This is a genomic window from Acidovorax sp. FW305-C-20-28, from assembly GCF_058783375.1.
On record NZ_JBYSYM010000018.1, the window covers coordinates 126,194 to 150,466 of the forward strand.

25 protein-coding genes are annotated in these 24,273 nt (G+C 67.1%); 13 read left to right on the plus strand and 12 right to left on the minus strand.

Annotated features, from left to right (window positions below; translation table 11 throughout):
* Positions 1 to 88: 88 nt before the first annotated feature.
* Positions 89 to 1,375: an arsenic transporter gene (locus tag AC3WOH_RS20715; RefSeq protein ID WP_492231215.1), complete on the minus strand. Its 1,287-nt coding sequence runs from the start codon at positions 1,373 to 1,375 to the stop codon at positions 89 to 91.
* A gap of 76 nt (positions 1,376 to 1,451) precedes the next feature.
* Here AC3WOH_RS20715 and arsC point away from each other — a divergent pair, with 76 nt between their 5' ends.
* The 3 genes from arsC (at position 1,452) to arsH (ending at position 3,207) form a co-directional block, all read left to right on the plus strand.
* Positions 1,452 to 1,883, plus strand: a complete 432-nt coding sequence (gene arsC / locus AC3WOH_RS20720; protein ID WP_492231216.1) for an arsenate reductase (glutaredoxin) — start codon at positions 1,452 to 1,454, stop codon at positions 1,881 to 1,883.
* Between the two features lie 48 nt (positions 1,884 to 1,931).
* A complete protein-coding gene (locus AC3WOH_RS20725; protein ID WP_492231217.1) occupies positions 1,932 to 2,321 on the plus strand; it encodes an ArsR/SmtB family transcription factor in 390 nt (129 codons plus the stop codon).
* 61 nt (positions 2,322 to 2,382) lie between these two features.
* The gene (arsH, locus tag AC3WOH_RS20730; protein ID WP_492231218.1) at positions 2,383 to 3,207 is read left to right on the plus strand and encodes an arsenical resistance protein ArsH; all 825 of its coding nucleotides are present in this window, start codon (positions 2,383 to 2,385) and stop codon (positions 3,205 to 3,207) included.
* 10 nt (positions 3,208 to 3,217) lie between these two features.
* Here arsH and AC3WOH_RS20735 read toward each other — a convergent pair whose 3' ends face one another.
* From AC3WOH_RS20735 to AC3WOH_RS20755, 5 genes are all read right to left on the minus strand, one after another.
* Entirely contained in the window at positions 3,218 to 3,601 is a 384-nt protein-coding gene (locus tag AC3WOH_RS20735) for a VOC family protein (protein WP_492231219.1), read from the minus strand.
* Positions 3,602 to 3,717: 116 nt separating this feature from the next.
* Entirely contained in the window at positions 3,718 to 4,086 is a 369-nt protein-coding gene (locus AC3WOH_RS20740) for a hypothetical protein (protein ID WP_492231220.1), read from the minus strand.
* 301 nt (positions 4,087 to 4,387) lie between these two features.
* Positions 4,388 to 4,570, minus strand: coding sequence for a hypothetical protein (locus tag AC3WOH_RS20745; RefSeq protein WP_492231221.1), 183 nt, complete (start codon positions 4,568 to 4,570; stop codon positions 4,388 to 4,390).
* Positions 4,571 to 5,131: 561 nt separating this feature from the next.
* On the minus strand, positions 5,132 to 5,386 hold the full coding sequence (gene hemP / locus AC3WOH_RS20750) for a hemin uptake protein HemP (protein ID WP_492231222.1): 255 nt from the start codon (positions 5,384 to 5,386) through the stop codon (positions 5,132 to 5,134).
* 143 nt (positions 5,387 to 5,529) lie between these two features.
* Positions 5,530 to 7,752: a putative bifunctional diguanylate cyclase/phosphodiesterase gene (locus AC3WOH_RS20755; RefSeq protein WP_492231223.1), complete on the minus strand. Its 2,223-nt coding sequence runs from the start codon at positions 7,750 to 7,752 to the stop codon at positions 5,530 to 5,532.
* 376 nt (positions 7,753 to 8,128) lie between these two features.
* Between AC3WOH_RS20755 and AC3WOH_RS20760 the strand changes: the two genes are divergently transcribed.
* Together AC3WOH_RS20760 and AC3WOH_RS20765 are read left to right on the plus strand one after the other, a co-directional pair.
* Positions 8,129 to 9,055, plus strand: coding sequence for a restriction endonuclease (locus AC3WOH_RS20760; RefSeq protein ID WP_492231224.1), 927 nt, complete (start codon positions 8,129 to 8,131; stop codon positions 9,053 to 9,055).
* 93 nt (positions 9,056 to 9,148) lie between these two features.
* Positions 9,149 to 10,258, plus strand: a complete 1,110-nt coding sequence (locus tag AC3WOH_RS20765; RefSeq protein ID WP_492231225.1) for a YihY/virulence factor BrkB family protein — start codon at positions 9,149 to 9,151, stop codon at positions 10,256 to 10,258.
* Positions 10,259 to 10,524: 266 nt separating this feature from the next.
* On the opposite strand, the gene AC3WOH_RS20770 is transcribed toward AC3WOH_RS20765, so the two are convergent.
* Together AC3WOH_RS20770 and AC3WOH_RS20775 are read right to left on the minus strand one after the other, a co-directional pair.
* On the minus strand, positions 10,525 to 10,908 hold the full coding sequence (locus tag AC3WOH_RS20770) for a hypothetical protein (protein ID WP_492231226.1): 384 nt from the start codon (positions 10,906 to 10,908) through the stop codon (positions 10,525 to 10,527).
* A gap of 101 nt (positions 10,909 to 11,009) precedes the next feature.
* Positions 11,010 to 11,507: a hemerythrin domain-containing protein gene (locus AC3WOH_RS20775; protein ID WP_492231239.1), complete on the minus strand. Its 498-nt coding sequence runs from the start codon at positions 11,505 to 11,507 to the stop codon at positions 11,010 to 11,012.
* Positions 11,508 to 11,713: 206 nt separating this feature from the next.
* On the opposite strand from AC3WOH_RS20775, the gene AC3WOH_RS20780 reads away from it, so the two are divergent.
* The 4 genes from AC3WOH_RS20780 (at position 11,714) to AC3WOH_RS20795 (ending at position 14,212) form a co-directional block, all read left to right on the plus strand.
* A complete protein-coding gene (locus AC3WOH_RS20780) occupies positions 11,714 to 12,265 on the plus strand; it encodes an ATP-dependent Clp protease proteolytic subunit (protein ID WP_492231227.1) in 552 nt (183 codons plus the stop codon).
* Between the two features lie 99 nt (positions 12,266 to 12,364).
* Entirely contained in the window at positions 12,365 to 13,180 is an 816-nt protein-coding gene (locus AC3WOH_RS20785; protein ID WP_492231228.1) for an EAL domain-containing protein, read from the plus strand.
* A 91-nt stretch (positions 13,181 to 13,271) separates the two neighbouring features.
* Positions 13,272 to 13,499, plus strand: coding sequence for a hypothetical protein (locus AC3WOH_RS20790; protein WP_492231229.1), 228 nt, complete (start codon positions 13,272 to 13,274; stop codon positions 13,497 to 13,499).
* 464 nt (positions 13,500 to 13,963) lie between these two features.
* The gene (locus AC3WOH_RS20795) at positions 13,964 to 14,212 is read left to right on the plus strand and encodes a hypothetical protein (protein ID WP_492231230.1); all 249 of its coding nucleotides are present in this window, start codon (positions 13,964 to 13,966) and stop codon (positions 14,210 to 14,212) included.
* 21 nt (positions 14,213 to 14,233) lie between these two features.
* Here AC3WOH_RS20795 and AC3WOH_RS20800 read toward each other — a convergent pair whose 3' ends face one another.
* From AC3WOH_RS20800 to kaiC, 4 genes are read right to left on the minus strand one after another with little or no spacing between them, the layout of a single operon-like run.
* A complete protein-coding gene (locus tag AC3WOH_RS20800) occupies positions 14,234 to 16,543 on the minus strand; it encodes an ATP-binding protein (RefSeq protein WP_492231231.1) in 2,310 nt (769 codons plus the stop codon).
* Positions 16,540 to 16,884: a circadian clock KaiB family protein gene (locus tag AC3WOH_RS20805; protein WP_492231232.1), complete on the minus strand. Its 345-nt coding sequence runs from the start codon at positions 16,882 to 16,884 to the stop codon at positions 16,540 to 16,542. The genes AC3WOH_RS20800 and AC3WOH_RS20805 overlap by 4 nt, the downstream gene beginning before the upstream one ends.
* A gap of 5 nt (positions 16,885 to 16,889) precedes the next feature.
* Positions 16,890 to 17,225: a circadian clock KaiB family protein gene (locus AC3WOH_RS20810; protein ID WP_492231233.1), complete on the minus strand. Its 336-nt coding sequence runs from the start codon at positions 17,223 to 17,225 to the stop codon at positions 16,890 to 16,892.
* A complete protein-coding gene (gene kaiC, locus AC3WOH_RS20815; RefSeq protein WP_492231234.1) occupies positions 17,225 to 18,985 on the minus strand; it encodes a circadian clock protein KaiC in 1,761 nt (586 codons plus the stop codon). The genes AC3WOH_RS20810 and kaiC overlap by 1 nt, the downstream gene beginning before the upstream one ends.
* A gap of 220 nt (positions 18,986 to 19,205) precedes the next feature.
* Between kaiC and AC3WOH_RS20820 the strand changes: the two genes are divergently transcribed.
* The 4 genes from AC3WOH_RS20820 to AC3WOH_RS20835 all read left to right on the plus strand — a co-directional run bounded on the left by AC3WOH_RS20820 (position 19,206) and on the right by AC3WOH_RS20835 (position 24,066).
* Entirely contained in the window at positions 19,206 to 19,607 is a 402-nt protein-coding gene (locus tag AC3WOH_RS20820; RefSeq protein WP_492231235.1) for a hypothetical protein, read from the plus strand.
* Between the two features lie 234 nt (positions 19,608 to 19,841).
* Positions 19,842 to 20,840 carry a non-homologous end joining protein Ku gene (ku, locus tag AC3WOH_RS20825; protein WP_492231236.1) on the plus strand — a complete coding sequence of 333 codons (999 nt, stop codon included), beginning with the start codon at positions 19,842 to 19,844 and terminating at the stop codon, positions 20,838 to 20,840.
* A gap of 4 nt (positions 20,841 to 20,844) precedes the next feature.
* Positions 20,845 to 23,382 carry a DNA ligase D gene (gene ligD, locus AC3WOH_RS20830; RefSeq protein ID WP_492231237.1) on the plus strand — a complete coding sequence of 846 codons (2,538 nt, stop codon included), beginning with the start codon at positions 20,845 to 20,847 and terminating at the stop codon, positions 23,380 to 23,382.
* 51 nt (positions 23,383 to 23,433) lie between these two features.
* Complete coding sequence (locus tag AC3WOH_RS20835) at positions 23,434 to 24,066, plus strand: response regulator (protein ID WP_007857152.1); 633 nt, start codon at positions 23,434 to 23,436, stop codon at positions 24,064 to 24,066.
* The last annotated feature ends 207 nt before the right edge of the window (positions 24,067 to 24,273 follow it).

Genomic DNA, 24,273 nt, shown 5'->3' on the forward strand with positions numbered 1-24,273 from the left:
TTGGGGTGGATCCCCGGAACCCGTCTTGGGGAGGAAGGCGGACAGGCACCCACCCTGGCCCCCGCCCCGCTTCTTTTTCTGCGCTGGCCTATCGCAAGGACAACCGCAGGGCCAACGCCGCCAGCGTGACCAGCAGCACGGGCACGGTGAGCACCACACCCACCCGAAAATAGATGCCCCAGCCAATGCGGATGCCCTTGCGCGCGAGCACGTGCAGCCACAGCAGCGTGGCCAGCGAGCCGATGGGCGTGATCTTGGGGCCCAGGTCGCTGCCGATGATGTTTGCATAGACCATGGCCTCCTTCACCGCGCCGCTGGCGCTGGAGGCGTCAATGGACAGCGCACCCACCAGCACCGTGGGCATGTTGTTCATGAGGGACGACAGCAGCGCCGTCAGCACGCCGGTGCCGATGGCGGCGCCCCAGATGCCGTAGCCCGCGAAGTGGTTCAGCCACTGGCTGAGGTAGGCCGTGAGCCCCTGGTTGCGCAGCCCGTAGACCACCAGGTACATGCCCAGCGAGAAGACCACGATCTGCCAGGGCGCCCCGCGCAGCACCTTGGTGGTGCTGATCATATGGCCCCGGGCTGCCACGGCGAGCAGCAGTGCGGCGCCCGCCGCGGCCGTAGCGCTGACGGGCACGCCCAGTGGCTCCAGCCCAAAAAAGCCCACGAGCAGCAGCGCCAATACGGCCCAGCCCGCCTTGAAGGTGGCCGCATCGCGGATGGCGGCTACAGGCAGCTTGAGCTGGGCCGGGTCATAGGCGACAGGAATGTCCTTGCGAAAGAACAGCAGCAACACCACCAGCGATGCCACGACCGATGCGAGGTTTACCGGCACCATGACGGCGGCATAGTCGTTGAAACCGATGCGAAAGAAGTCGGCCGAGACGATGTTCACCAGGTTGGACACCACCAGCGGCAGGCTGGCCGCATCGGCGATGAAGCCTGCCGCCATCACAAAGGCCAGCGTGGCGCCGGGCCCGAAGCCCAGGGCCGCGAGCATGGCGACCACGATGGGGGTGAGGATCAGCGCCGCGCCATCGTTGGCGAACAGCGCCGCCACGGCCGCGCCCAGCAGCACGATGAGTGCGAACAGCATGCGGCCGCTGCCGCGCCCCCAGCGTGCCACGTGCAGGGCCGCCCACTCGAAGAAGCCCGCCTCGTCGAGCAGCAGGCTCACGATGATGATGGCGATGAAGGCCGCCGTGGCGTTCCACACGATCTGCCAGACCACGGCGATGTCGGCCCAGTGCACGACCCCGGTGGCCAGGGCCAGGGCAGCGCCCGCACTGGCGCTCCAGCCAATGCCCAGGCCGCGCGGCTGCCAGATGACCAGCGCGATGGTAGCGACAAAGATGGACAGGGCCAGGAGCATCGGTTTCTTCTCTCTTTGGGTGATGGGCATCGAAGCTATTGATTGAATATTTCAACAATAGTTGTATTATTGTGCCATGCAAGCCTCCACCGACACCACCATCTTCCACAACCCGGCCTGTGGAACGTCCCGCAATGTGCTGGCCATGATCCGCCACGCGGGCATCGAGCCGACCGTCGTCGAATACCTGCAGACCCCGCCGGGCCGCGAAAAGCTCAAGGAGCTGATCGCTGCGATGGGCATCCCCGCGCGGGCCTTGTTGCGGCAAAAGGGCACGCCCTATGACGAACTGGGCCTGCAGGATCCTGCGCTGTCGGACGAGCACCTGCTCGACGCCATGCTGGCCCACCCCATCCTGATCAACCGGCCCATCGTCGTGTCCCCGTTGGGCACGCGGCTGTGCCGGCCTTCGGAAGCGGTGCTCGACCTGCTGCCCGCGCTGCCGGGTCCGTTTGCCAAGGAAGACGGCGAATTGGTCATCGATGCCCAAGGCAATCGACGGGTGTGAGCCCTGGGGGCCCGCTCCATGCTGCAAACGTTCTCGTATAGTCGGTCCGTGCAAAAAGAAACCGCCACCTCCGTCTTCGAATCGCTGTCGTCGCCCGTGCGGCTCGATGTGTTCCGCCTGCTCGTGCGACAGGGGCCGGGCGGTATGGTGGCCGGCGAGATCGCCGCGGCGCTCGACCTGCCGCCGACCAACCTGTCTTTCCACTTGAAGGGCATGACGCACGCCACGCTGCTCAGCGTGGAGCAGGAGGGCCGCTACCAGCGCTACCGGGCCAACCTGGCGCTGATGGCCGAGCTGATCGCCTACCTGACCGAAGAATGCTGCGCGGGCAATCCCGGCCTGTGTGCCGAGCTGCCCGGCCAGGGGGGCTGTGCGCCTGCGGCCTCCGCCACCCCCACAGCCTCCGGCAAGCGCCGCAAGACTGCCACTGCAGCCTGAGGGGTCGCATCCCGCAAGGTCACAGTCTCACAGTCCGCTCATTGGTTCAATATTTGATGAAATGTCGAATATTCATCAGCCCGATCCACCTCCACCGCCCAGGAGTTCTTCCTTGACCGACCTGCCACACATCGAAGCCCCATTGCTGCAGCGGCCCGACACCGTCCGCCTGTCGGCCCCACTGGTCTCCACCCACCCGGTGCGCATCCTCATGCTCTACGGCTCGCTGCGCGAACGCTCGTTCAGCCGCCTGGCGAGCGAAGAGGCGGCGCGCATTCTCGAAGCCCTGGGCGCTGAGGTGAAGACCTTCGACCCCACAGGCCTGCCGCTGGCCGATGGCGCGCCGGACTCGCATCCCAAGGTGGCGGAACTGCGCACGCTGGCTGCCTGGTCCGAAGGCATGGTCTGGTGCTCGCCCGAACGCCACGGCGCCATGACCGGCATCCTGAAGACCCAGATCGACTGGATCCCGCTGGCCCAGGGCGCCGTGCGCCCCACGCAAGGCAAGACGCTGGCGCTGATGCAGGTGTGTGGCGGCTCGCAGTCGTTCAACGCGGTGAACCAGATGCGCGTGCTCGGGCGCTGGATGCGCATGCTCACCATCCCCAACCAATCGTCGGTGGCCAAGGCCTTCCAGGAGTTTGGCGACAACGACCGCATGAAGCCCTCGGCGTACTACGACCGCATCGTGGACGTGATGGAAGAACTCGTGAAATTCACCCTGCTCACGCGCGATGTGGCGCCTTACCTTGTAGACCGGTACAGCGAGCGCAAGGAGTCGGCTGCCGCGCTGGAGCAGCGGGTGCAACTGCCCCTGGCGGTGCCCGTGGCCCGGGGCTGTGCTTCCTCGGCGGCCCAGGCTGCCACCGCATGCTGTGCCCGGTGAGGGCTGGGGCCTACGCAGCCATGCCGCCGCCCCAGGCTGCGCACTGGATGACCACGCGGTAGCCATCGGGGTCTTCGAAGCTGCGGCCTGACTGTGTCCAGTAGGGATTGAAAGGCAGGACCTCCGTGAATCCGGCGGCGAGCATGGCGTCGCAGCGTGCCTGCCAGGCCTCGGGCTCCGGTACGTAGAAGACCAGCAGGTCCTCGGGCGTAGGGGCCGGCACGACCGGGTGGCTTGTGCAGACGGTGAACTCCCAGTGAAAGCCCGCACCGGGCGTGCCCAGCATGGTGCCGTCAAAGCCCGCATGGTCTTCGAAGCTGCCCAGCTGCACCAGGCCCAGGCCCTGCGTGTACTGGGCCACCGAGCGCGCCAGGTTGCTCACGGGGCGTGCCATTCGAAGATGCATGTGCAAGAAGTGGGATGGACGAGGGGATGGCACGCCCTGGGCCGCCGCGCTTCATCGTCGCGGGGCCGGGTCGTGGGCCATCGATCAGGCCAGGCCGGCTCTACTCAGCGCAGCCGCGCCTGCAGCTGCGTCTCGATGCTCTCGCGCTCGGCGTTGAACTGCAGGGCCGTGATTTCGCTGGCTTCGTACTTGCGCGCGGTGGACAGCAGCAGCACGGTGTTTTCCAGCCGGGTGTCCTGCTGGATGGACGGGGGCAGGGCGGTGAGGCGGTCGAAGCTCTGCTTGTAGAACTCGCTCCACATCAGCGCACCGGCCTGGGCCTGCGCCTTGGCACTGTCGTGCCAGCGGGCGAAGTCATCGAGCGAGTTTTCGCGGGGGCTGGAGCAGGCGACGGCCAGTACAGCCAGCGATACCGCCAGCGCGGCGATGGCACCAGGGCCCTTGCGATCAAGGTTCAGGAAACGTGGGTTCACGGTGTTCCTCCTGTGGTTATGCAGCGCCGCCGGAACGGCGTGCAAGGCCAGATGCTACTCCCGTGCTCCTCTTTTTGCCAGCAGGTTCCGCGCGGGCGTTGCGTTTGCGCCCTTTTTGGGGGTGATTTGGCATGCGGCATGCCCATCATGGGGCCGGCGCAGGGGAAGTGGAGGGAGGAACATCCTGCGGCGACTGCGCAGGAGGGAGAGAGGGACGGGTGGGCGACGGAGCCATCGCCCGCAGCCTGGATAACCAGGGTGCCTGGTGGCACCCCTTGCGCATGTACCGTGGCGCGCATCCTTACTCGGGGAAACCTTGCGTGAGGATCTGCTCCACGCCGCCGGGCAGGCGGACCATGGAGTCCACCGACTGCACCATGATGTCGGGCATCAGCAGGGCTGCTGCCGCCAGGAAGGCCAGCACGACGGTCACCACAAATGCGGCAACGGCACGCATGCGGGGAGGCAGGTGGTGGAACTTCATGGCACGACTCCAGGTTGGCAAAAAACAATCCGGGATGGGGGCCTCAATGACCCCGCACCAGCCTCAATGGCCAGTGGTTTGATTTCAGCAAAGTGTCCCAGTTCCGCGTGTAAGACAACAGCGATTCATGACCTCTGTGACTGCTGTTACGGGTGGTTGCGCACAGGGATCGAGGCGGTGTGCGCCAGGTCGCGGCGGGGAGCTCGCCTGTCCACCTGCAAGGCCTGCAACAGATGGTTCAGCTAGGGTTGCAGATGCTTGCAAAGAGCGCATGGCTGGGCCGTGCAAGCGGCAGGAACAGGCCGCGCAGGGTGGTGCGGGCACGGACATGTAACGCCATGTGCCAGCCCGCATGCAGGTGCCCGGATGGGCGGAAAAATGGGGGATGGGAGAAGGCCGCGCACGCCGTGCCGGCAGGCTGCGGGGAGCGCGAGGGCCTGTCAGGCCCCGGGCGCAGCGGTGGTGTTCGCGGGGAAAAAAAGCATGGCTGCCGGGTTACGGGTGGCTAGCAAAAAAAGACCCTTCGAGACCGAGGTCCCGGGAGTCTCCCCACGATGAAACCTATTTCGTCAGAATCAGCTTTCCGAGCTTGGTGGTCTTGAGCTGGTAGACCGAGCCGTTGTGCAGGATGTTCACGACCTTGGCCGTGCCCAGCATGGTGGCGCTGTTGATGCTGCGCAGCAAGCCTGCGGCGGCCGACTCGACCGGTGCCTGGGCCACCACCGCTGCCGTTGCCTGGTCGGCAACGGCCGACGCGCGCTGCGCCACGGGGCGTTGCAGTCGAAGGACGGGGCGGGGCATTGCGAGTGTCGACATGGTGTGCAGGGTTCGGTTGGTTGGTAAGCGTGGTGCTGTTCTGCGGTATGGGTGAAGTATAGGGTATTAAATGAGAATGTGTCTCATTAGCCTTTGAAACAATAGGTAATTCTGCAGGCGATGGCGCGGCCTGCGCGCCTGGGTCAACCAGTGGCCCGGCGCAAGGGGCCGAGGCCGTAGGCCTCGCCGAACTGCTGTGCCGACATGGGGCGTGCGAACAGGAAGCCCTGGCCCTCGTGGCAATGCTCGCTGCGCAGGCGCTCATGCTGGGCCTCGGTCTCCACGCCCTCGGCCGTGGCCTGGAGGTCGAAGCTGCGCACCATGTCGAGAATGGCGCGCACCACCGAGGCCTCCCGCCGCGACTCCAGCATGCCTTGCACGAAGCTGCGGTCGATCTTGATGCGCGTGAGTGGGTAGGTGGTCAGCAGGCTCAGCGAGGCATAGCCCGTGCCGAAGTCGTCGAAGGCGATGCCCACGCCCTGATCGCGCAGGCGGCGCAGCATGCCGGGCACCACGTCGTCGTGGTCGAGCACGATGTTCTCGGTGACCTCCAGCTCCAGCGCATCGGGCGGCAGGCCATGGCGCGCAAGGATCTCCATGACCTCGGTGGCCAGGTCGCCCACGCGGAACTGTGCGCCAAAGAGGTTCACGCCGATGCGCAGCCCCGGGGCGCCGTGGCGACGCCAGTAGGCGGCCTGGGCGCAGGCTTCGTCCAGGATCCACGAGCCCACCCGGGCGGCCAGGGGGCCGCCTTCGAGCGCGGGCAAAAAGGCCGCTGGCGCGAGCAGGCCGCGCTGCGGGTGCTGCCAGCGGATCAGGGCCTCGGCGCCTGAGAGCGAGCCGTCCTCCAGCAGCACCTGGGGCTGGTAGTAGAGCACCAGCTCGCCGTTGTCCACCGCGCGGTCCAGCTCCATGCCGTACAGCCGCCGGGCCACGGCCGCCATGCGCAGCGCTGGCACAAAAACATGGCTGCGCCCGCGCCCCTCGGCCTTGGCCTGTGACAGCGCCAGGTCGGCATTGCCCACCAGTTCCAGCGCCTCGTGCGCCTGCAGGGGCGCCACCGAGACCCCGCAGCTGGCGCCCACGCGCACCTCGTGGCCGGCGATGGCGATGGGTTGGTGGATGGCGCCGATGGCGCGCTGGGCCAGCTGGTTGGCGGCCTCGACGTCCTCCACGCCGGGCAGCAGCAGGGCAAATTCATCGCCCCCCAGCCGGGCGGCGATGGGGCCGCGGCTGCGGTGCGCCTCGAACAGGGCATGGCCTGCCAGCCGTGCCAGGCGCCGCGCCACTTCCTGCAGGATGCCGTCGCCCACGGCGTGGCCCAGGGTGTCGTTCACGTCCTTGAAACCGTCCAGGTCGAGCATCAGCACGGCGGCTGCGGGCTGCGGCGAGGGGCTGAGCAGGGCGTCCTGCACGCGGCGGTAAAAGCAGTTGCGGTTGGCCAGCCCGGTCAGTGCGTCGCTGCTGGCCTGGCGGCGCAGTTCGTCCTCTTCGCGCCGCTGGGTCGTGAGGTCCTTGAGCACGGCCTCGAAGCGCAGGCGGCCGTTGTGGCGCCAGATGAACAGCGAGATGCCGAGCAGGAAGTGCGTGTAGTCCTTGCGCCGTCCGCACACCTCGGTGGGGATCTTCAGGTCCTGCATCGAGGCCGCCTCCACCGCGCGCGCAATGCCTTCGCGCAAGGTGGCATACTCCTCTTCGGCCAGCAGCAGCTCCAGCGGCTGGCCCACGCATTCGGCCGGGTGGTAGCCATGCAGCGCGGCGGCCGCGGTGTTGATCGCCACGATGCGCCGCATCTCGTCGAACCAGACCACCGGTGTGGTGGAGTTGCCCGCATACTCGTCGAACGAGGGCCGCGTGCGCTCGGACGAGGTCTCGATGCGGTGCAGCTCCAGCCGGTCGGAGGCCATGCGCGCGAGTTCGCGCAGGCGCTCCTGGTCCTCGGCGCTGAAGTCATCGTGGGGGCGGTCATCGAGCACGCACAGCGCGCCCATGGGGTGGCCCTCGGGCGAGCGCAGGGGCACGCCGGCGTAGAAGCGCACTTTGGAGGGGCCTGTGACCAGGGGGTTGTCGTGGAAGCGCTCGTCCTTCCAGGTGTCGGGCACCACCATCACGCCATCCTGCGCGATGGCATGGGCGCAGAAGGAGACGTCGCGGCCCATGTCCACCTCGCCCACCCCGGTGCTCGCGGCAAAGAACACGTGGTCGCAGCCGATCATGTTCACGGCCGATACGGGCATGCCGAACATGCGGGCGGCAATGCGCACCACGGGGTCCAGGCTGGGCAAGGCCTGCTCGTCTTCGAGCCCATGGTCAGCCAGCGCCTGCAGCCGCGCCTCCTCGGTCGGCAGGGTAGGGGGGCACTTCATGTGAGCCTCCAGGTAGGGTGGCGCACGCCTCCGCCCCCGGAAACGCTCGCCCCATCCCCCGAAAATAACCGCCTGCCAAGCTCTGTGCTGTAAGACGGCGCTGACAGAACCAGAGCGGGCTCCATCAAAGGGGGTATCTGCTCCAGCTTCTACCACGGGCCGCCCAAAACACCGCCACATTTATTGCCAAGGCGAGGGGCGCGGGATTTCGCCAGGCTGCATGGGCCCGGGCTGCCACCGCGAGCCGCGGCGGCCGGCACGCCGAAAAATGGCTGCCGCAAGCCCTGGCCGCGCCGCGTGCAATTCAAAGCTGGCAAAGGGCCCCGTGTTTCGAATAATGCCTGCAGCTCACACAAGAAATGAGAGGGAACCGACCATGGCACGGCGCAACCGAAGCAGTCCCCTGGAGGGGGTGATGGACCTCGTCGCCCTGTTGCCCTGGTGGGCCGGCGTGGGGCTGGCGCTGCTGGGCTACCTGTTGCTCAGCCAGCTGGCCGCTTCCTGGGCCCAGCCGGTGGTGGCCCGCCCTGGCCAGATGGGCGCGCTGGTGCAGGGCGCGCTGCTGGGGGCTCTGGCCACCTTCGGCCAGTACGTGGTGCCCGTGGTCTGCCTGGCGGGCGCTGCCCTCTCGGCCTGGCGGCGCCATCAGCGCCGTGCCCTGGTGAATGCCGTGACCCACGCCCCGGCAGCAAGCACCATCGACGGCATGTCCTGGAGCGAGTTCGAGATGCTGGTGGGTGAGGCCTACCGCCTGCAGGGCTTTCAGGTGGCAGAGACCGGCGGCGGAGGGCCCGATGGCGGGGTGGACCTGGTGCTCACCCGTGGGGGCGAGAAGTTCTTTGTGCAGTGCAAGCAGTGGAAGGCCTTCAAGGTGGGGGTGGACACCGTGCGCGAGCTCTATGGCGTGATGGCCGCACGCGGCGCCACGGGCGGCTTCGTGGTGACCTCGGGCCGCTTCACCAACGAGGCCAAGCTCTTCACCCAGGGGCGCAACCTGCAGCTGGTGGACGGGCCGCGCCTGCTGGCCATGCTGCAGCAGGCGCAGCAGTCCCGTTCGGCAGTGGCGGCCGTCATCGCAGCCCATGGTGGTGTGCACCACGCGCCGGCAGCGCCCCCGGACCGGCCCACCATGCCCGCTGCGGCTGGAGCCCCCGCGCCCGCCTCCCCACCTGCTCAACCCGGCTGCCCCAAATGCGGCAGCGGCATGGTGCGCCGCATCGCGCGCACCGGCAGCAATGCCGGCAGTGCCTTCTGGGGCTGCTCCAGCTTCCCGGCCTGCCGCGGGGTGCGGCAGGTGGATTGAGGGTCGCACCGGGGCTCGGCGGGGCACCCGCCTACACAGGGCGGGCTGGCAAGGCGGTACAACAGGGTGCTGCGCCCTTTCTGCCAAGCCGCGATGAAACCTGCCACCCTGTTCGACATCTGCAAGAAGACAGCCCTGGCCTGGGTGGACGACTACGCACCGAGCATGGGGGCCGCCATCTCCTACTACACCGCGTTCTCCATTGCGCCGCTTTTGGTCATCGTGATCGCGATCGCCGGCTACGTGTTTGGCGAGGAGGCCGTGCGCGGTGCGCTGCAGGGCCAGATAGCAGGCCTGGTGGGCAGCGACGGCGCGGCCGCGATCCAGGGCCTGGTCAGCAGCGCGCGCGAGCCCGCGCAAGGGGTAGTCGCCAGCGGCATTTCCATCGTGTTCCTGGTCATCGGCGCCACCACGGTATTTGCCGAGATCCAGAGCGCGCTCGACCGCATCTGGCATGTGCCCGAGAAGGCCAAGCCCCGCGGCCTGTGGGGGCTGTTGCGTGCGCGCTTCCTCTCGTTCGGGCTGATCCTGGGCCTGGCCTTTCTGCTCATCGCCTCGCTCACCGTGAGCGCGGCGGTGGCCGCGCTGGGCACCTGGTTCTCGGCCCTGCTGCCCGGCTGGGAGATCGTGCTGCAGGGACTCAACATGCTGCTGTCGGTGGTGGTGGAGACCGTGCTTTTTGCCATGATCTTCAAGCTGATGCCCTCCACGCGGATTGCCTGGAGCGACGTGTGGGTGGGCGCGGCCGTCACGGCGGCGCTGTTCGAACTGGGCAAGGTGCTGATCGGCCTGTACGTGGGCAAGGCCGGCCTCAGCTCCACCTATGCTGCGGCCGGCTCCATCGCCATCATCCTGATCTGGGTGTACTACGCCGCGCAGATCTTTCTGCTGGGCGCCGAGTTCACCAAGGTGTATGCCACCGAATACGGCTCGCACCGCGATGCTCCCAGGACTCCCCAGGCGCCCGAAACCCCGGTGAAGAGCGAGGACCCTGTGAGCGAAGCCATGCACCAACCCATGGGCTTGCCTGGCGACCCGATCCCGATCCCGGTCGCAGCGCGCGGCGGCTGCCATGGTGAAGATTTCCCGCTGGCCACCCGCCTCGCCCTCGTGGCCATGATCGGAGGGCTCTTCGCTGCGCGCGCTGCCGTCGTGCAATGGATCGATGGCAGAAAGCGGAGTGTGCGCCATGGCCCAGGCTGACGTTCAATGGCCGGCACCAGAACGTGGCCGGTCACTCGGTGGGTACCGAGAACTCCTGCGCAACGAAATACTGCGCGAAAGCGCCGAGGCAATTGCCGCAAGGTGTCTTCCTGAGACAGCAGCCCCTGCGCATACACCAAGGCCCGCCCATCGACTTGGCGGCCCTGCCTATCGAAAGGGCAATGCGGTGATCATGGTGTTGTGGGGGTCAATATGAGGGCGCATCGACCGCACCCCGGTGCGCAGGGGCATGGCTGCAACGGTACTCAAGACGCGCTTTGGGTTGCACTTGAATGTATGCGCCAGTACCAGCATTCGCGCAGAACCCGGCGGTCGGGGCCGGGCAGATCCCCGGGGACCGCGTCCCCAGGCTCGAACTCGACCTCGATTTCCACGCTGCAGTATTCGGGTACGGTCAGGTAGTGCTCTGCAGCGTCCAGGGCCTTGGCCCAGACGAGCGCGGCGCGGATCTCCGTGTCGGAGAACACCCATCCCGGAAGGTTGAGCCCCGAGTTCACCATGGAGTGGTCGCGCCACGCCATGTAGGGATGCTCTTGCGCCTCGTCGCAGACCCTGCGCGCCGCAGCGACGGCCGCATCGGCCATTTCCTCGCTTTTGGCATCTTCCGGGTAGGTAAGGATCAGGCGCATCCACGGAACTCCGGTAAAGGGGCGGCTGAGCGGTATCCGCGCTCGTACGTGCTCGGCGCATGCCTTGAAGAAGGGGGCCCGCAGGCCCCCTTGCGCAGAACTTACGCGGACGCGAGTTCGGCCTCCATCAACTCGGCCTTTCTCGCTTCGAGCGCGTCGCGCATGGACACCAGGTCGAGCTTTTTGACCGCACGGGCCTTGGGGAACATCTCGTTGCGCTCTTCCTTCACGTGGTGGTCGATGTACTCGCCCAGTACGATGACCTTCGCGTCGAACAGCTCGTCCACGTCTGTCGCCGCCTCGATCTGCGCGATCAGGTCCTTGGCGGTCTGGTGCTCCACCTCGGCTTCTGCCAGCAGCTCGGTTTCCTTGATCGCGGCGCGCACCGCAGGGTAGAAGATCTCTTCCTCGATCCGGGCGTGCACGCTCAATTCCTTGCAGATCTGCATGGCAAGTTCCAGGCGCTTTTGTTTTGCAGCGCGGGCCTTCGATTCCATGAGTTCCTCGTACTCCTTGAACATTTTCTTGACGGCCTTATGGTCTGCATCGAGCAGGTCGCAGGCATCTTTCTCGCGGCGGGCTGGCGTGGTGGTCGGCATCATGGGCTCCTTGGATATCAGGACTTCGATGATTGGGCTGTGCGTGCGCGGCAACCGTAGGTGCATCCTCGCTGCGCGCGTAGGAGCAGCAGCCATCGGGGGGCGCACTGAAGCCTGGGTAACAGATTGAGGGGGCGTCCTACAGCCCTGGTGCGGCCGGGCTTTACGCTCGGTGGCGGCCCCTTTTCCCCCCATCCCGCTACCCCATGAAATCGCTACCTTCTCTCGCACCCGATATCCGCCTGTTCGGCGAAGTCAACGAAGCCATGCTCTCCGAATTCTTTCGCCAGCAATCCGAGGCGAGGACCGATGCCCCCATCGTGTTCGAGCTGAGCACATCCGGCGGCGACGCCGAATCGGGCCGGCGTATCGCCCAAGAGCTGCGACTGTGGCAGAAAGCGGGCAACGAAATTTTCTTTCTCGGCAAGACCTGCGTGTTCTCTGCCGGCATCACCATCATGTCCAGCATCCCCCGCAGCCATCGGTTCATGACGCGAGACTGCGAACTGCTCATCCATGAGCGCAAGATGACCAGGCAGATCACGCTGGACGGCGCCTTGCGCAGTTGCCGGGCCAAGATCAACGACGTGCTGGCCGAAATCGAGTCGGGCCAGCGGCTGCAGACCGAGGGCTTTGCCCAGTTGGTGCACGGCAGCTCCCTGAGCGTCCAGGATGTCGAAAAGAAGGTGCTGGAAAAGGACTGGTACCTCACCGCCCAGGAGGCGCTCGACCACGGCCTCGTCGCCGGGGTAGTCTGATCCGCGCATTGGCAAAGCGACGCTCGTGCTGCAGGCTGGTGGTGGACATTTGCAAAGCCCGGAACTGCGCCACCCTTTCTGCGCCCTTAAACTGCGACGATGCTGCCCATATCCAACGTAAACCCTGATTTTCCAGCCGACTTCATTGCGCTGCAAGGCACGCGGCAGGATTGCGAGGACTGCGGCAAAGCCGAAGGTCTGGGTTTCCGGTTCGACTATGCCTACCAGCCCATCGTGGACCTGGAGCGTCGCACGGTGTTCGCGCACGAGGCCCTGGTGCGCGGGCCTGCTGGCGAGGGCGCCATGACCGTGCTGTCCCAGGTCAACGGCCACAACCGCTACCGCTTCGACCAGGCCTGCCGCGTCAAGGCCCTCAGGGGAGCGAGCGAGCTGGGCATACGCGAGCCAGTGTCCATCAACTTTCTGCCCAACGCCATCTACAAACCCGAGGTCTGCATCCGCACGACGCTGGAGGCCGCCCGCACCCACCATTTTCCGCTCGACCAGATCATCTTCGAGGTGACTGAGGGCGAGCGCGTGCAGGACGGGCCCTGGTTCGCGTCCATCTTGCGCGAGTACAAGCGCTGCGGGTTCAAGACCGCCATCGACGACTTCGGGGCCGGGTATGCGGGGATGAAGCTGCTGTCTGACTTCCAGCCCGACATCATCAAGATCGACATGGACCTGGTCCGCAACGTGGACGCCAACCGTGCGCGCCAAGCCATCGTGCGCAGCCTGGTGTCCCTGTGCAAAGACATGGACATCCTGGTGGTTGCGGAAGGCATCGAGACGCCCGGGGAGCGCGATTTTCTGCGCGATGCAGGCATCCACCTGATGCAGGGCTACCTGTTCGCTCGGCCGGCCTTTCGCTCCATCGCCGAGGTGGATGCCTCCATGTTCGGCGCCCGATCTTGAAATCCTGGCGGCGATTTCCTATCATTCCACGGGCTTTACGCCTCCCCACACCACGAGCACTCGGCTCACCTGCCAAGAAAGGAGTTTGACCATGGATTCGCATTCCCCATCTCCCTCTTCGGGAGCAGACCGTGCCACCCGCGGTACGGGCCGGCGCAGTGGTTCATCGATGCGCTATCTGTCGCAATTGCAGACCGACGCCTATCTGCTTGCTCGTGAAGCGCTGCGGCGGGTGCAGCGTATGGCCACACTCCCTGAAGCGGGTTCGCGGGTGCCCGAACGAGCCCCCAGTCAGGCAGAGGGCCGTCGTTTGCACTGAGATGGCGACAGCCTTGTCGCACCGCAGGAATGTGTGCGACGCCACGAAGACCCCCGAGCGAAGCCAGGCGTATTGCTGCGGTATGCAGGGAAACGACGCTGGCATGCCCCCAGGCATTCAGCCGGGCCGGTTTCTAGTCCTCTGGCAAAGACACTGTGTTGGTGAAAGAACCCATGCCGCGTTCGCTGGCTTACACCTGCACCGTTGGCGCTCGGATTGACCGCCGCGGAAAACCGGCTTGCAGTGGGCCGAAAGCTGGCTCAAAAGAGCCGGATTGGCGCTGCTGGCTTGGGCACTCCAGCGCGGGGGTGGATGGGTCGCACGCGAACACTTGAAGCAGGACGGGCACAAAAGGCGCCTGTGCACCGGCTTTCTGCTTGCACCACATCGCTTGGGGATGCCGTCTGACAAGCCCGCGACGCAACGCAGCTTATTTTCAGCTACCCACTTTCAAGGAGCATGCCGTGACCACCCAGCCCCCGCCCACCGCCTCCGGCCGCCGTCCTGCCGGCGAATTCCCGCAGCCCGTCTCGCCCTGGGAGAGCCGCGGTCTTCTGTATGCCGAGGTGGCGGGTGCCCTGGTGGTGCTGGCCCTGGTGCTGGCCAACAGCATGGAGCCCGGTTTCTGGCGCGCCCAGACCCCTGGGGTGCAGGCGCAGGCCGCGCCGGCCACGGCGCTGGCAACGGTGGGGTCTGCCGACTCCTCTGAGTAGGGCCTGTCAACCGGCCCTTGTCTATTGCGGCACTGCGGGCCGCGTGCGCTCGGTCTGTCCGTCCATCATGTCGCGCACCTTGCGCGCCAGCGCGGTGAGCTCGAAAGGCTTGGTCATGACTTCCATGCCGGCATCGAGCAGGCCGTTGCCTACGGCGGCGTTCTGGGCGAAGCCGGTGATGAACAGCACCTTGAGTTCCGGCCGGTCCTGCCGCGCTGCGTCGGCCACCTGCCGGCCGTTGAGGCCGCCGGGCAGGCCCACATCGGTGAGCAGCAGGTCCACGCGGCGCATGGCGGCCAGCGTGCGCAGGGCGCTTGGACCGTCGTGGGCCTCGACCACGGTGTAGCCGGCGTCCTTGAGCACCTCCACGGTCAGGGTGCGGATGGTGCCCTCGTCTTCCACCACCACGATGGTCTCGCCTTCGCCCTGCTGCACGGCATCGGCGGGGGTCTCGGCCGCGTCCTCCTCTACCTGCCCATCGTGGCGCGGCAGGTACAGGCGCATGGTGGTGCCTACGCCCACCTCGGACTGCACGCGCACGTGGCCGCCCGACTGGCGCACGAAGCCGTACACCATGGACAGGCCCAGGCCCGTGCCCTGGCCGGTGGGCTTGGTGGTGAAGAAGGGGTCGAAGATCTGCTCAATCAGCTCGGCCGGCATGCCCGAGCCGGTGTCGGTGACGGACAGGCACACGTAGTCGGCCACCGGCAGGCCCTGGCTTCGCACCGCGTTGTCGCGGGCCGCGATGTTGGCCGTGGCGATGGCCAGGCGCCCGCCGCCGGGCAGCATGGCATCGCGCGCGTTGATGCACAGGTTGAGCAGCGAGTTCTCCAGCTGCGAGGGGTCCACCCGGGTGGTCCACAGATCGGGGGCCTGCGTGCACTCGACCTGCACATCCGGCCCCACGCTGCGCCGCACCAGCTCTTCGAGCCCGGCCACCAACTGGTTCAGATCGGTGGCCTTGGGGTCGAGTGTCTGGCGCCGGGCAAAGGCCAGCAGGCGCTGGGTGAGGGCGGCTGCGCGCTTGACCGAATCCTGGCCCATGGCGATGTAGCGCTCGGCCTGTTCGAGCTTGCCCTGCTGCATGCGCACCTTGAGCACCTGCAGGCTGGCGCTCACCGCGCCCAGCAGGTTGTTGAAGTCGTGTGCGATACCGCCCGTGAGCTGGCCCACGGCCTCCATCTTCTGCGACTGGCGCAGTGCTTCCTCCACCGCCATCAGCTCACCCGTGCGGGCGGCCACGGCGGCCTCCAGGTTCTCGTTCACGTCGCGCAGCCGGGCCTCGCTGAGCGCCAGTGCATTGGCACTGCGCACGCGCTCGGAGACGGAGCGGATGCGCTCGGCAAACTCGCGCACGAGGTCGATCTCCTCCTGCATCCAGGGGCGCGCACTGCCATGGTGCAGCAGCGCCATGGCCACGAGCTGGCCCTGTTCGATCAGCGGCACGCTGAGCAGGGCACCGACCCCCTGGGTGTCGATGGTGCCCTGCGGGGCGCGCGCTGGCGTGACCCCGGTATCGCTCACCACCAGGGGCTCGCCGCGCCACAGGGCGTCGGAAAAGGAGGCCAGGTCGTTCAGACGCCAGGTGCCCGCCAGCGTGGCCAGGCCATGGGTACTCCAGTCCTGGTCGATGGTGCATAGCTCGCCCGTGGCATCGATGCTGGCGTAGCAGGTGCGGTCCACGCGCAGGGTCTCGCCCAGCAGGCGCGCGCCCTCGGCGGCGATGGCCGGCAACTCGCCCACCTCGCGCAGCCGCTCGGGCAGGCGCGCCAGCATGTTGCGCCAGTGCTCGGCGCGCCGGCGCTGGGTGACGTCGCGCACCACGGCCAGCGAACCCAGTGGCTGGCCCAGGGGCCCCAGCAGGGGCGAGACCACGGCCTCCACGTCGATCAGGCGGCCGCTGTTCACGCGGTGCACCGTGCCCAGGGTGGACAGGGCGCCGGGGTCGGCCGGCACCGCGCTCTGCTCGCCGCTGCCGGGCATCTCGGTGAAGATGAACTGCCGGGGCTGGCCCAGCACGTCGGAGGCACGCACGCCGTAGAGGCGTTCCGCGGCGGCGTTGACGTACATCACCAGGCCATCGCGGTCGAAGGCGAAGACGGCATCCTCCATCTGGCCCAGCACGTCCTGGCGCAACTGGTCGGTGGCTGCGTGCGCGCTCTCCAGCGTGTAGATGGCATCGTTGACCACCAGCGCATCCACGTCGCCGGTGTGGATGGCGTGCAGGGTTTCCTCCAGCTCGTGCAGGCGCAGCCGCAGCTCGGCGTTCTCGGCCGCCAGGCTGGCTTCGCTGCCCAGGCCGGGGGCCAGGTCGTAGTCACCCGCGGTCATGCGGCCTCCTGCGGTGGCGGCAGACGCACGCCGAAGGCGCGGCGCAGCCGCTCCAGGTCCGACAGGTCGCCGATGAAGCGGCGCTGGGGCAAGGGCGCCAGGCGCAGCAGGGTGGGCGAGACAATGATCTGGTCGGCCCGTGCCTGCGCCACATGCTCGGCAATGTTCAGCACCGTGAGCTGGTGGTTGCCCGGGTAGGCTTCCTGCAGGATGCGGCGCGCATTGGCGATGGCGCGCAGCGAGATCGGCGAGGTCGAACTCACGTAGAGCCGAAAGAGGTAGCCATGCGAGTCCCCCGCTGGCGGATCGCGCTGCGCCGGCGGGGCGTTGGGACGTGCCATGGCCATCAGCCCACAGGCTTCACGTCCAGGCCCACGAGCACCCGCTCCTCGTTTGACAGGTCGCCGATGATCTTGCGGATCGGCTCGGGGAACTTGCGCACCAGGGTGGGTACGGCCAGGATCTGGTCGCCGGCCGCCAGCTGCGGGTTGACCAGCAGGTCCACCACCTCGATGCTGTAGCGCCCGGCCAGATGGGTCTCGCACAGGCGCCGCAGGTTGTCCAGCGCGGCGGTGGAGCGGGGAGTGGATCCGGCCACGTACAGCCTGAGCTGCCATTCGGCCTTGCCCGGGGTGGCGGTGTCGGAGCCTTTGCGGGGTGTGCTGTTGGGTACCATGTCCATCAGCCCTTGCGCGAAGCGGTTTTCGGCCGGGCGCCGGCAGCCTTGGCGCCGCGCCGGGCCGCAATGCTGCGGGCCCGGTCCTGCACGCCCTGGGCCTCCAGCCGCTCGCGCTCGATCTCGAACTGCACTTCGCCGGCGCGCTCCAGCGCTTCCACATTGAGCGCTTCGATCTGTGCGTCCAGCGCCTTGCGGCGGTTGGCCAGGTCGCGCAGCCGGCGTGCATGGTCGCGCCCGCGCAGGTCATTGGCCGCCAGCACCTGCGCCTCGTGGGCGATGCGCGCCGTGCCGGTGAGCACCTGGTCGCCATAGAGGTAGACATCCACCAGGTCGACGCCCGCGTCGGAAAAGACGAACTCTCGCACCTGGTTGGAGTGCGGCATGCCGCGCGACTTGAGCACCTGCAGCGTGCGCGTGCGCTCGCCGTTGACGGCCACGTTGGCCAGCAGCAGCCAGCTGTCCATGAGCGAGGAGACGCCGACTTCCGACGTGGCGATCGGCGTGTTGGCCACGTCGGCCGTGAGGCTGGTGAACAGCGCCGTGGTGCCCTGGGTCTTGAGGAAGTCGATCAGCCGCATCAGCGTGATCTTGAGGCCGGTGTCATCGCCCTGCGAGGTCAGGTTGCTGATGGGGTCCACCGCCACCACGGCAGGGCCGAATTCGCGCACCATGTCGTACATGTGCACCAGGTGCTGCTCCAGCCCCTGCAGAGTGGGGCGGGTCGATTCGATCCTGAGCAGGCCCTTGTCCACCCAGCGGCGCAGGTTCAGGCCGATGGACTCCATGTTGCGCAGCAACTGGCTCTCGGATTCTTCGTAGGCGAAGAGCACGGCCTTGTCGCCGCGCGCGCATGCGGCGTTGACGAAGCTCGCCGCAATGCTGCTCTTGCCGGTGCCGGGCGCGCCCGAGACCAGCAGGCTGCTGCCCCGGAAAATCCCCTGGCCACCCAGCATGTCATCGAGGCCGGCGATGCCGGTGGACACGCGCTCGCGCGATGCCTGGTGGCTCAGCGACAGCGAGGTGATGGGCAGCACCGACAGGCCGGAGCGGCCGATCAGGAAGGGGTATTCGTTGGTGCCGTGCGCCGAGCCGCGGTACTTCACCACACGCAGGCGGCGGGTGGAGACCTGCTCGGCGATGCGGTGGTCCAGCAGGATCACGCAATCGGCCACGTACTCCTCCAGACCATAGCGGGTGAAGGCGCTCTCGCCGCGCTCGGCCGTGATGATGGCGGTGACACCCTTGTCCTTGAGCCAGCGGAACAGCCGGCGCAGCTCGCTGCGCAGGATGGCGTGGTTGGGGACCCCCGCGAACAGGGCTTCGACGGTGTCGAGCACCACGCGCTTGGCCTTGATGGAATCGATGGCATAGCCCAGGCGGATGAACAGGCCTTCGAGGTCGTACTCGCCGGTCTCCTCGATCTCGCTGCGTTCCACGCGCACGAAATCCAGCGCCAGCTTCTTTTGCCGCTGCAGCGCGTCGAGGTCGAAGCCCAGCGAGCGCATGTTCGCGGCCAGTTCGTCGGCGGATTCCTCGAACATCATGAAGACCCCGGGCTCGCCATAGACGGTGGCACCGCGGACCAGGAATTCCGCCGCCAGCATGGTCTTGCCGCAACCCGCGGCCCCGCAGACCAGGGTGGGGCGCCCGGTGGGCAGGCCGCCCTCGGTGATCTCATCGAGTCCCGAGATGCCGGTGGGCGATTTGGAGATGCCCGAAGGCGCTTCGGTGGGGGCGTTCTTCTTGGTGCGGGTGGCGGCCATCAGTGGGTAGGTAAGCGTTCTGAAAAAAGGGGTTGGGCAGGAGGCAGGTACGGCATGCCCAGTGCGGCAACGGCCTTGCCCTCTGGAGCGAGGCCCCGTAACCCGTGTCCGGACGTAAGCATCGTAGGAAATCCTTGACCCTGCTGCTGTAGGACACGGACTGATTGCACTGCGCGACAGGGCTCAAGCACTTGCGCGCAGGCAGGCAAGGCCGCAAAATTTGCGCAACCGGCACCACCGTTGCCGGCTGTGCCTTGTCAAGCCGCGCAGCGGCAAGGAGATCGCCATCAATCACGCACCCGGCCAGGACCAGCTGCAGAAAGTGCGGTGCTACACCCTCTTCTTCCCCGGGGGCAGGGTGTACGCGGGCGACACCGAGGGGCACCTGATCGCGCTGGCGCTGGTCAGCCACCGCCATGGGCGCTACAGCTACACGCTGGAGGGCAACGGCTTCGCGGCCGGCGGGCTCGACAGCGCCCATGCCCTGCTGGAGGCCATTGCCCGCCAGCTCACGGCGGAGTACGTGGAAGCGCAGTTCCACCACAGCCCCGACCTGGCCCGTGCCGATGTCTTTGACCTCACGGCCGGACCGCACCTGAATATCCGGCTGCCGATCGCCTGAAGCCCGCGCTGCGGGCAGCCCTGGCAGGTGCTGCGGGAAGTTGGCCGGGGGGCACAGCGGCTCCTGTCCTACAAGAGCGCTTCCGGGTGGATGTTACTTTCCTGACACCTTCAGGAAAGAACCAGCACCATGCGCGATAACAATAATCCAGCCGTCCGGAACCACCATGGCACTCGCCTTGGTGGGCATGCTCGGGTGCGCGGCTGCCTGGGCCGCGTCCGCTGAGGCACTGTGATGGGCCGCCAGTCAAACAAGGACACGGGCAAGGCACCCACCTCCACACGCACGATGTGGAAGGGGGCGATCAGCTTTGGCCTGGTGCACATCCCTGTGGGCCTGTACTCGGCCACGGCCGATTCCGGCATCGACTTCGACTGGCTGGACAAGCGCTCCATGGAGCCCGTGGGCTACAAGCGCGTGAACAAGGTCACGGGCAAGGAGATCGCCCGTGAGCACATCGTCAAGGGCATCGAGTACGAGGATGGGCACTACGTGGTGCTCACGCCCGAGGAGATTGCCGCCGCTTACCCCAAGATCACCCAGACCATCGAGATCGAGACCTTTCTCGATGCCGACGAGATCCCTTTCGTGTACCTGGAGCGGCCCTACTACACGGCACCGCTCAAGCGCGGAGAAAAAGTCTATGCGTTGCTGCGCGAGGCCCTGCGCCAGAGCAACAAGGTCGGCGTCGCCAAGGTGGTCATCCAGACCAGGCAGCACCTGGCGGTGCTGATCCCCTGCGGGCGCGCGCTGGTACTGAACCTGCTGCGCTGGGGGGGCGAGATTCGCTCGTTCGAGCAGCTCAACCTGCCGCCGCTCGACGCCAAGGCCGCCGGCATCAAGCCGGCCGAGATGGACATGGCGCTGCAACTCATCGAGGACATGACCCAACCCTGGGACGCCGACACCTTCCGCAATTCGTTCTCCGAGGAGATCCACAAGCTCGTGGAAAGCAAGGTCACCGCGGGGGAGACGGCCACGGTGGTCAAGGTGGACAGCAGCAAGGAGACGGCCCCTGCCGGGGCGGATGTGCTGGACCTGACCGCATTGCTCAAGCGCAGCCTGGGCGGCAAGGCTGCCGCCGCAGCGCCTGGCAAGGGGAAGGGCAAAGCCGCATCGGTGACCCCCCTGCGCACGCCGAAGAAGGCGGCTGCCAGGAAGGCCAGCCCTGCGAAGAAGACCGCCGCGAAGAAGACCACGGCCCGCAAAACCCCCGCCCGCCGGGCTGCCTGACACCATGGCAAAAGACCCGCACATGGCCGACGCCCTCGCTCCCTACCAGCGAAAGCGCAACTTCGCCCTGACGCCCGAGCCGGCCGATGGCGGGGAGCCGGTGGCGGGGGCCTTGCAGTACGTGATCCAGAAACACTGGGCCAGCCGCCTGCACTATGACCTGCGCCTGGAGCTCGGCGGCAGCATGAAGAGCTGGGCCGTGCCCAAGGGGCCGAGCCTGGACCCGGCAGACAAGCGCATGGCCGTGCAGGTGGAGGACCACCCCATCTCCTACAACCGCTTCGAGGGCCAGATACCGCCCGGGCAATACGGTGCGGGCAAGGTCATCGTCTGGGACCGGGGCTACTGGGTGCCCCTGGGCGACGCGGCCGAAGGCTACCGCAAGGGCAAGCTCAAGTTCGAACTGCATGGTCACAAGCTCAAGGGCCACTGGACCCTGGTGCGCATGCATGGCAAGGGCGGCGAGAAGCAGCCGCCCTGGCTGTTGATCAAGGAGCATGACGATTTCGAGCGGCCCGCCGCCGAGTTCAGTGTCGTCGAGGAGATGCCCGACAGCGTGGCCTCGCTGGCGGCGCTGCCGCCGCCGCGCTCCCCGGGCATTGCCAGCGCACCCGCCGTACCGGCGCCCTCCGCGAAGTCGGTCCGCAAGGTGCCCCTGCCCGATGCCCTCGCGCCCCAGCTCGCCACCCTGGTGGACAAGCCGCCGGTCGACACCGCCGATTGGCTCTGGGAGCTCAAGTTCGATGGCTACCGCCTGCTGGCCCGCGTGCACCAGGGGTCGGTGCGCCTGTTCACGCGCAATGGCAACGACTGGACGCACCGCATGCCCCAGCTGGTCAAGGCCCTCGCCAGGCTGCCCCTGCAATCGGGCTGGCTGGACGGCGAGATCGTGGTCATGGACGCGCACGGCACGCCCGACTTCCAGGCGCTGCAGAACGCCTTCGACGCCAGCGTGGCCAAGGACCTGGTGTACTACGTGTTCGACCTGCCGTACGCCGATGGGCGGGACCTGCGCAGCCTGCCTGTGGTGGAACGGCGCGAGCGCCTGCGCGCCCTGGTGGACGGGGCCGGGACCGGGCATGTGCGCTTCAGCGAAGGTTTCGAGGCCAAGCCCTCGGATCTGGTGTCCTCGGCCTGCCACCTGGGCTTCGAGGGGGTGATCGGCAAACGCAAATCGGGCCCTTACGTCTCCCGGCGCAGCCCGGACTGGATCAAGCTCAAGTGCAGCCAGCGGCAGGAATTCGTGGTCGCCGGCTACACCGACCCGCAGGGTGCACGCACGGGCATCGGCGCGCTGCTGCTGGCCGTGCATGGCGACGATGGCGCGCTGCGCTATGCCGGCAGCGTGGGCACGGGGTTCAGTGAGCGCACTCTGAAGGAGCTGCACACCCGGCTCAGCGCGCTGCAGACCCCCAGAAGCCCGTTTCCCGAAGGCACGGCCGTTGACAGGAAGGCCCATTGGGTCAAACCACGCCTGCTGGCCGAAGTGTCGTTTGCCGAGTGGACCAAGGAGGGGCGCATCCGCCATTCGGTGTTCCACGGCCTGCGTGCGGACAAACCGCCGAAGGCGATCGTGCAGGAGAAGCCCCTGGCCATGGCGGCGATCGAGAAAAGACAGGCCCCCCGCAAGGCCGCCAAAGCTTCCACGGCATTGCCCGGGGCGCTGCGCATCTCCCACCCCGAGCGGGTGATCGATGCCGAGACCGGCATCACCAAGATCGACCTGGTGCGCTACTACGCCACCGTGGCCCCGCTGATGGTGGAGCACTTGAAAGGCCGGCCGGTCTCGCTGGTGCGCGCACCCGACGGCGTGGGCGGCGAGCTGTTCTTCCAGAAGCACCTGGACAAGGGCAGCATGGACGGAGTGACCCTGCTCGATCCGGCGCTCGACGAAGGCCACGCTCCGTTGCTGGAGGTGGCCCGGCCCGAAGGCCTGCTGTCGGCCGCGCAGATGAACGTGGTGGAATTCCACACCTGGAACGCGCGCAAGGACCGCATCGAGCGCCCCGACCGCATGACCTTCGACCTGGACCCGGGCGAGGGCGTGTCTTGGGAGGCCGTGCAGGAGGGCGCCCAGCTGGTGCAGGTGATGCTCAGGGAGCTGCACCTGCCGGCCTATCTCAAGACCAGCGGCGGCAAGGGCCTGCACGTGGTCGTGCCCATCAAGCGCCTGCAGGGCTGGGACACGGTCAAGGGCTTCTCGCAGGCGGTGGTGCAGCACCTGGCCCAGACCATTCCTGCGCGCTTCGTGGCCAGGAGCGGCCCGCGCAACCGGGTGGGCAAGATCTTCGTGGACTACCTGCGCAACGGGCGCGGCGCCACCACGGTGAGCGCCTGGTCCGCGCGTTCGCGCCCGGGCATGGGCATCTCGGTGCCCGTGGCCTGGTCCGAGTTGGGCGATCTGCGCAGTGGCGCGCACTGGACGGTACGCACCGTGGAGCAGCGCCTGCGCCAGGGCAATGCACCCTGGGACGGTTACAGCGCGGCGGCAGCATCGCTCACGGGCGCGATGCGGCTGCTGGGCTACGAGGCCAAGGATTGACGGTATTCACCCCCCATTTCAGCTTTCTCATCAACCTTAGAAAAAACCAAAATGATCAAGATCGGCATCGTGGATGACCACAAAATCGTTCGTGCAGGCCTGCGCCAGTTTCTCGCTGACCATGTGGACCTGCGGGTCGAAGGAGAAGCCGGCAACGGGCGCGAGGCCATCGACCTGATCCGCGAGCACGACATCGACGTGCTCGTGATGGACTTGGCCATGCCCGGCCAGAGCGGGCTCGACGCCATGTCCATGCTGCGTGCCAAGGCGCCGGACATGGGCATCCTCATCCTGAGCGGCTACCCCGAGGAGCACTACGCCATCAACCTGATCCGCCAGGGGGCGAGCGGCTACCTCAACAAGGAGTGCAAGCCCTCCGAGATTGTGGAGGCGATCCGCGTCATCGCGCTGGGCAAGCGCTACCTCACGCCCACCGTGGCCGAGCTGCTGGCCCAGCAGCTCAACCGCCCCGGCGAACGGCCAGCGCACGAGCACCTGTCGGAGCGCGAGTTCCAGGTGTTCCTCAAGCTCGCCCAGGGCGCGAATGTGGGCGAGATCGCCGAGGACCTGTCGCTCAGTGTGAAGACGGTGAGCACCTACCGCACGCGGCTGATGGAAAAGCTGCACCTCGACTCCAACAGCGACCTGACCTACTACGCGCTCAAGAACAACCTGATCCAGTGATGGGCAGGCCCGGTCGCCGGCGGCGGGTGGCCCGGGCCAACAGGCCCTAGCAGGCTGTTGAAATTCACCGCTTGCCACCGAAAGCCCCCCGCTTTAAGTTGCAGGCGCTCAGCAGACGGCTTGTTTGATTAGCCCTTGATGCCGCTTCGCGGTGGGCATCGGCCGCTCTTCACGACCCTATCTGCTCATCTGCGGCTCCATCGCGCT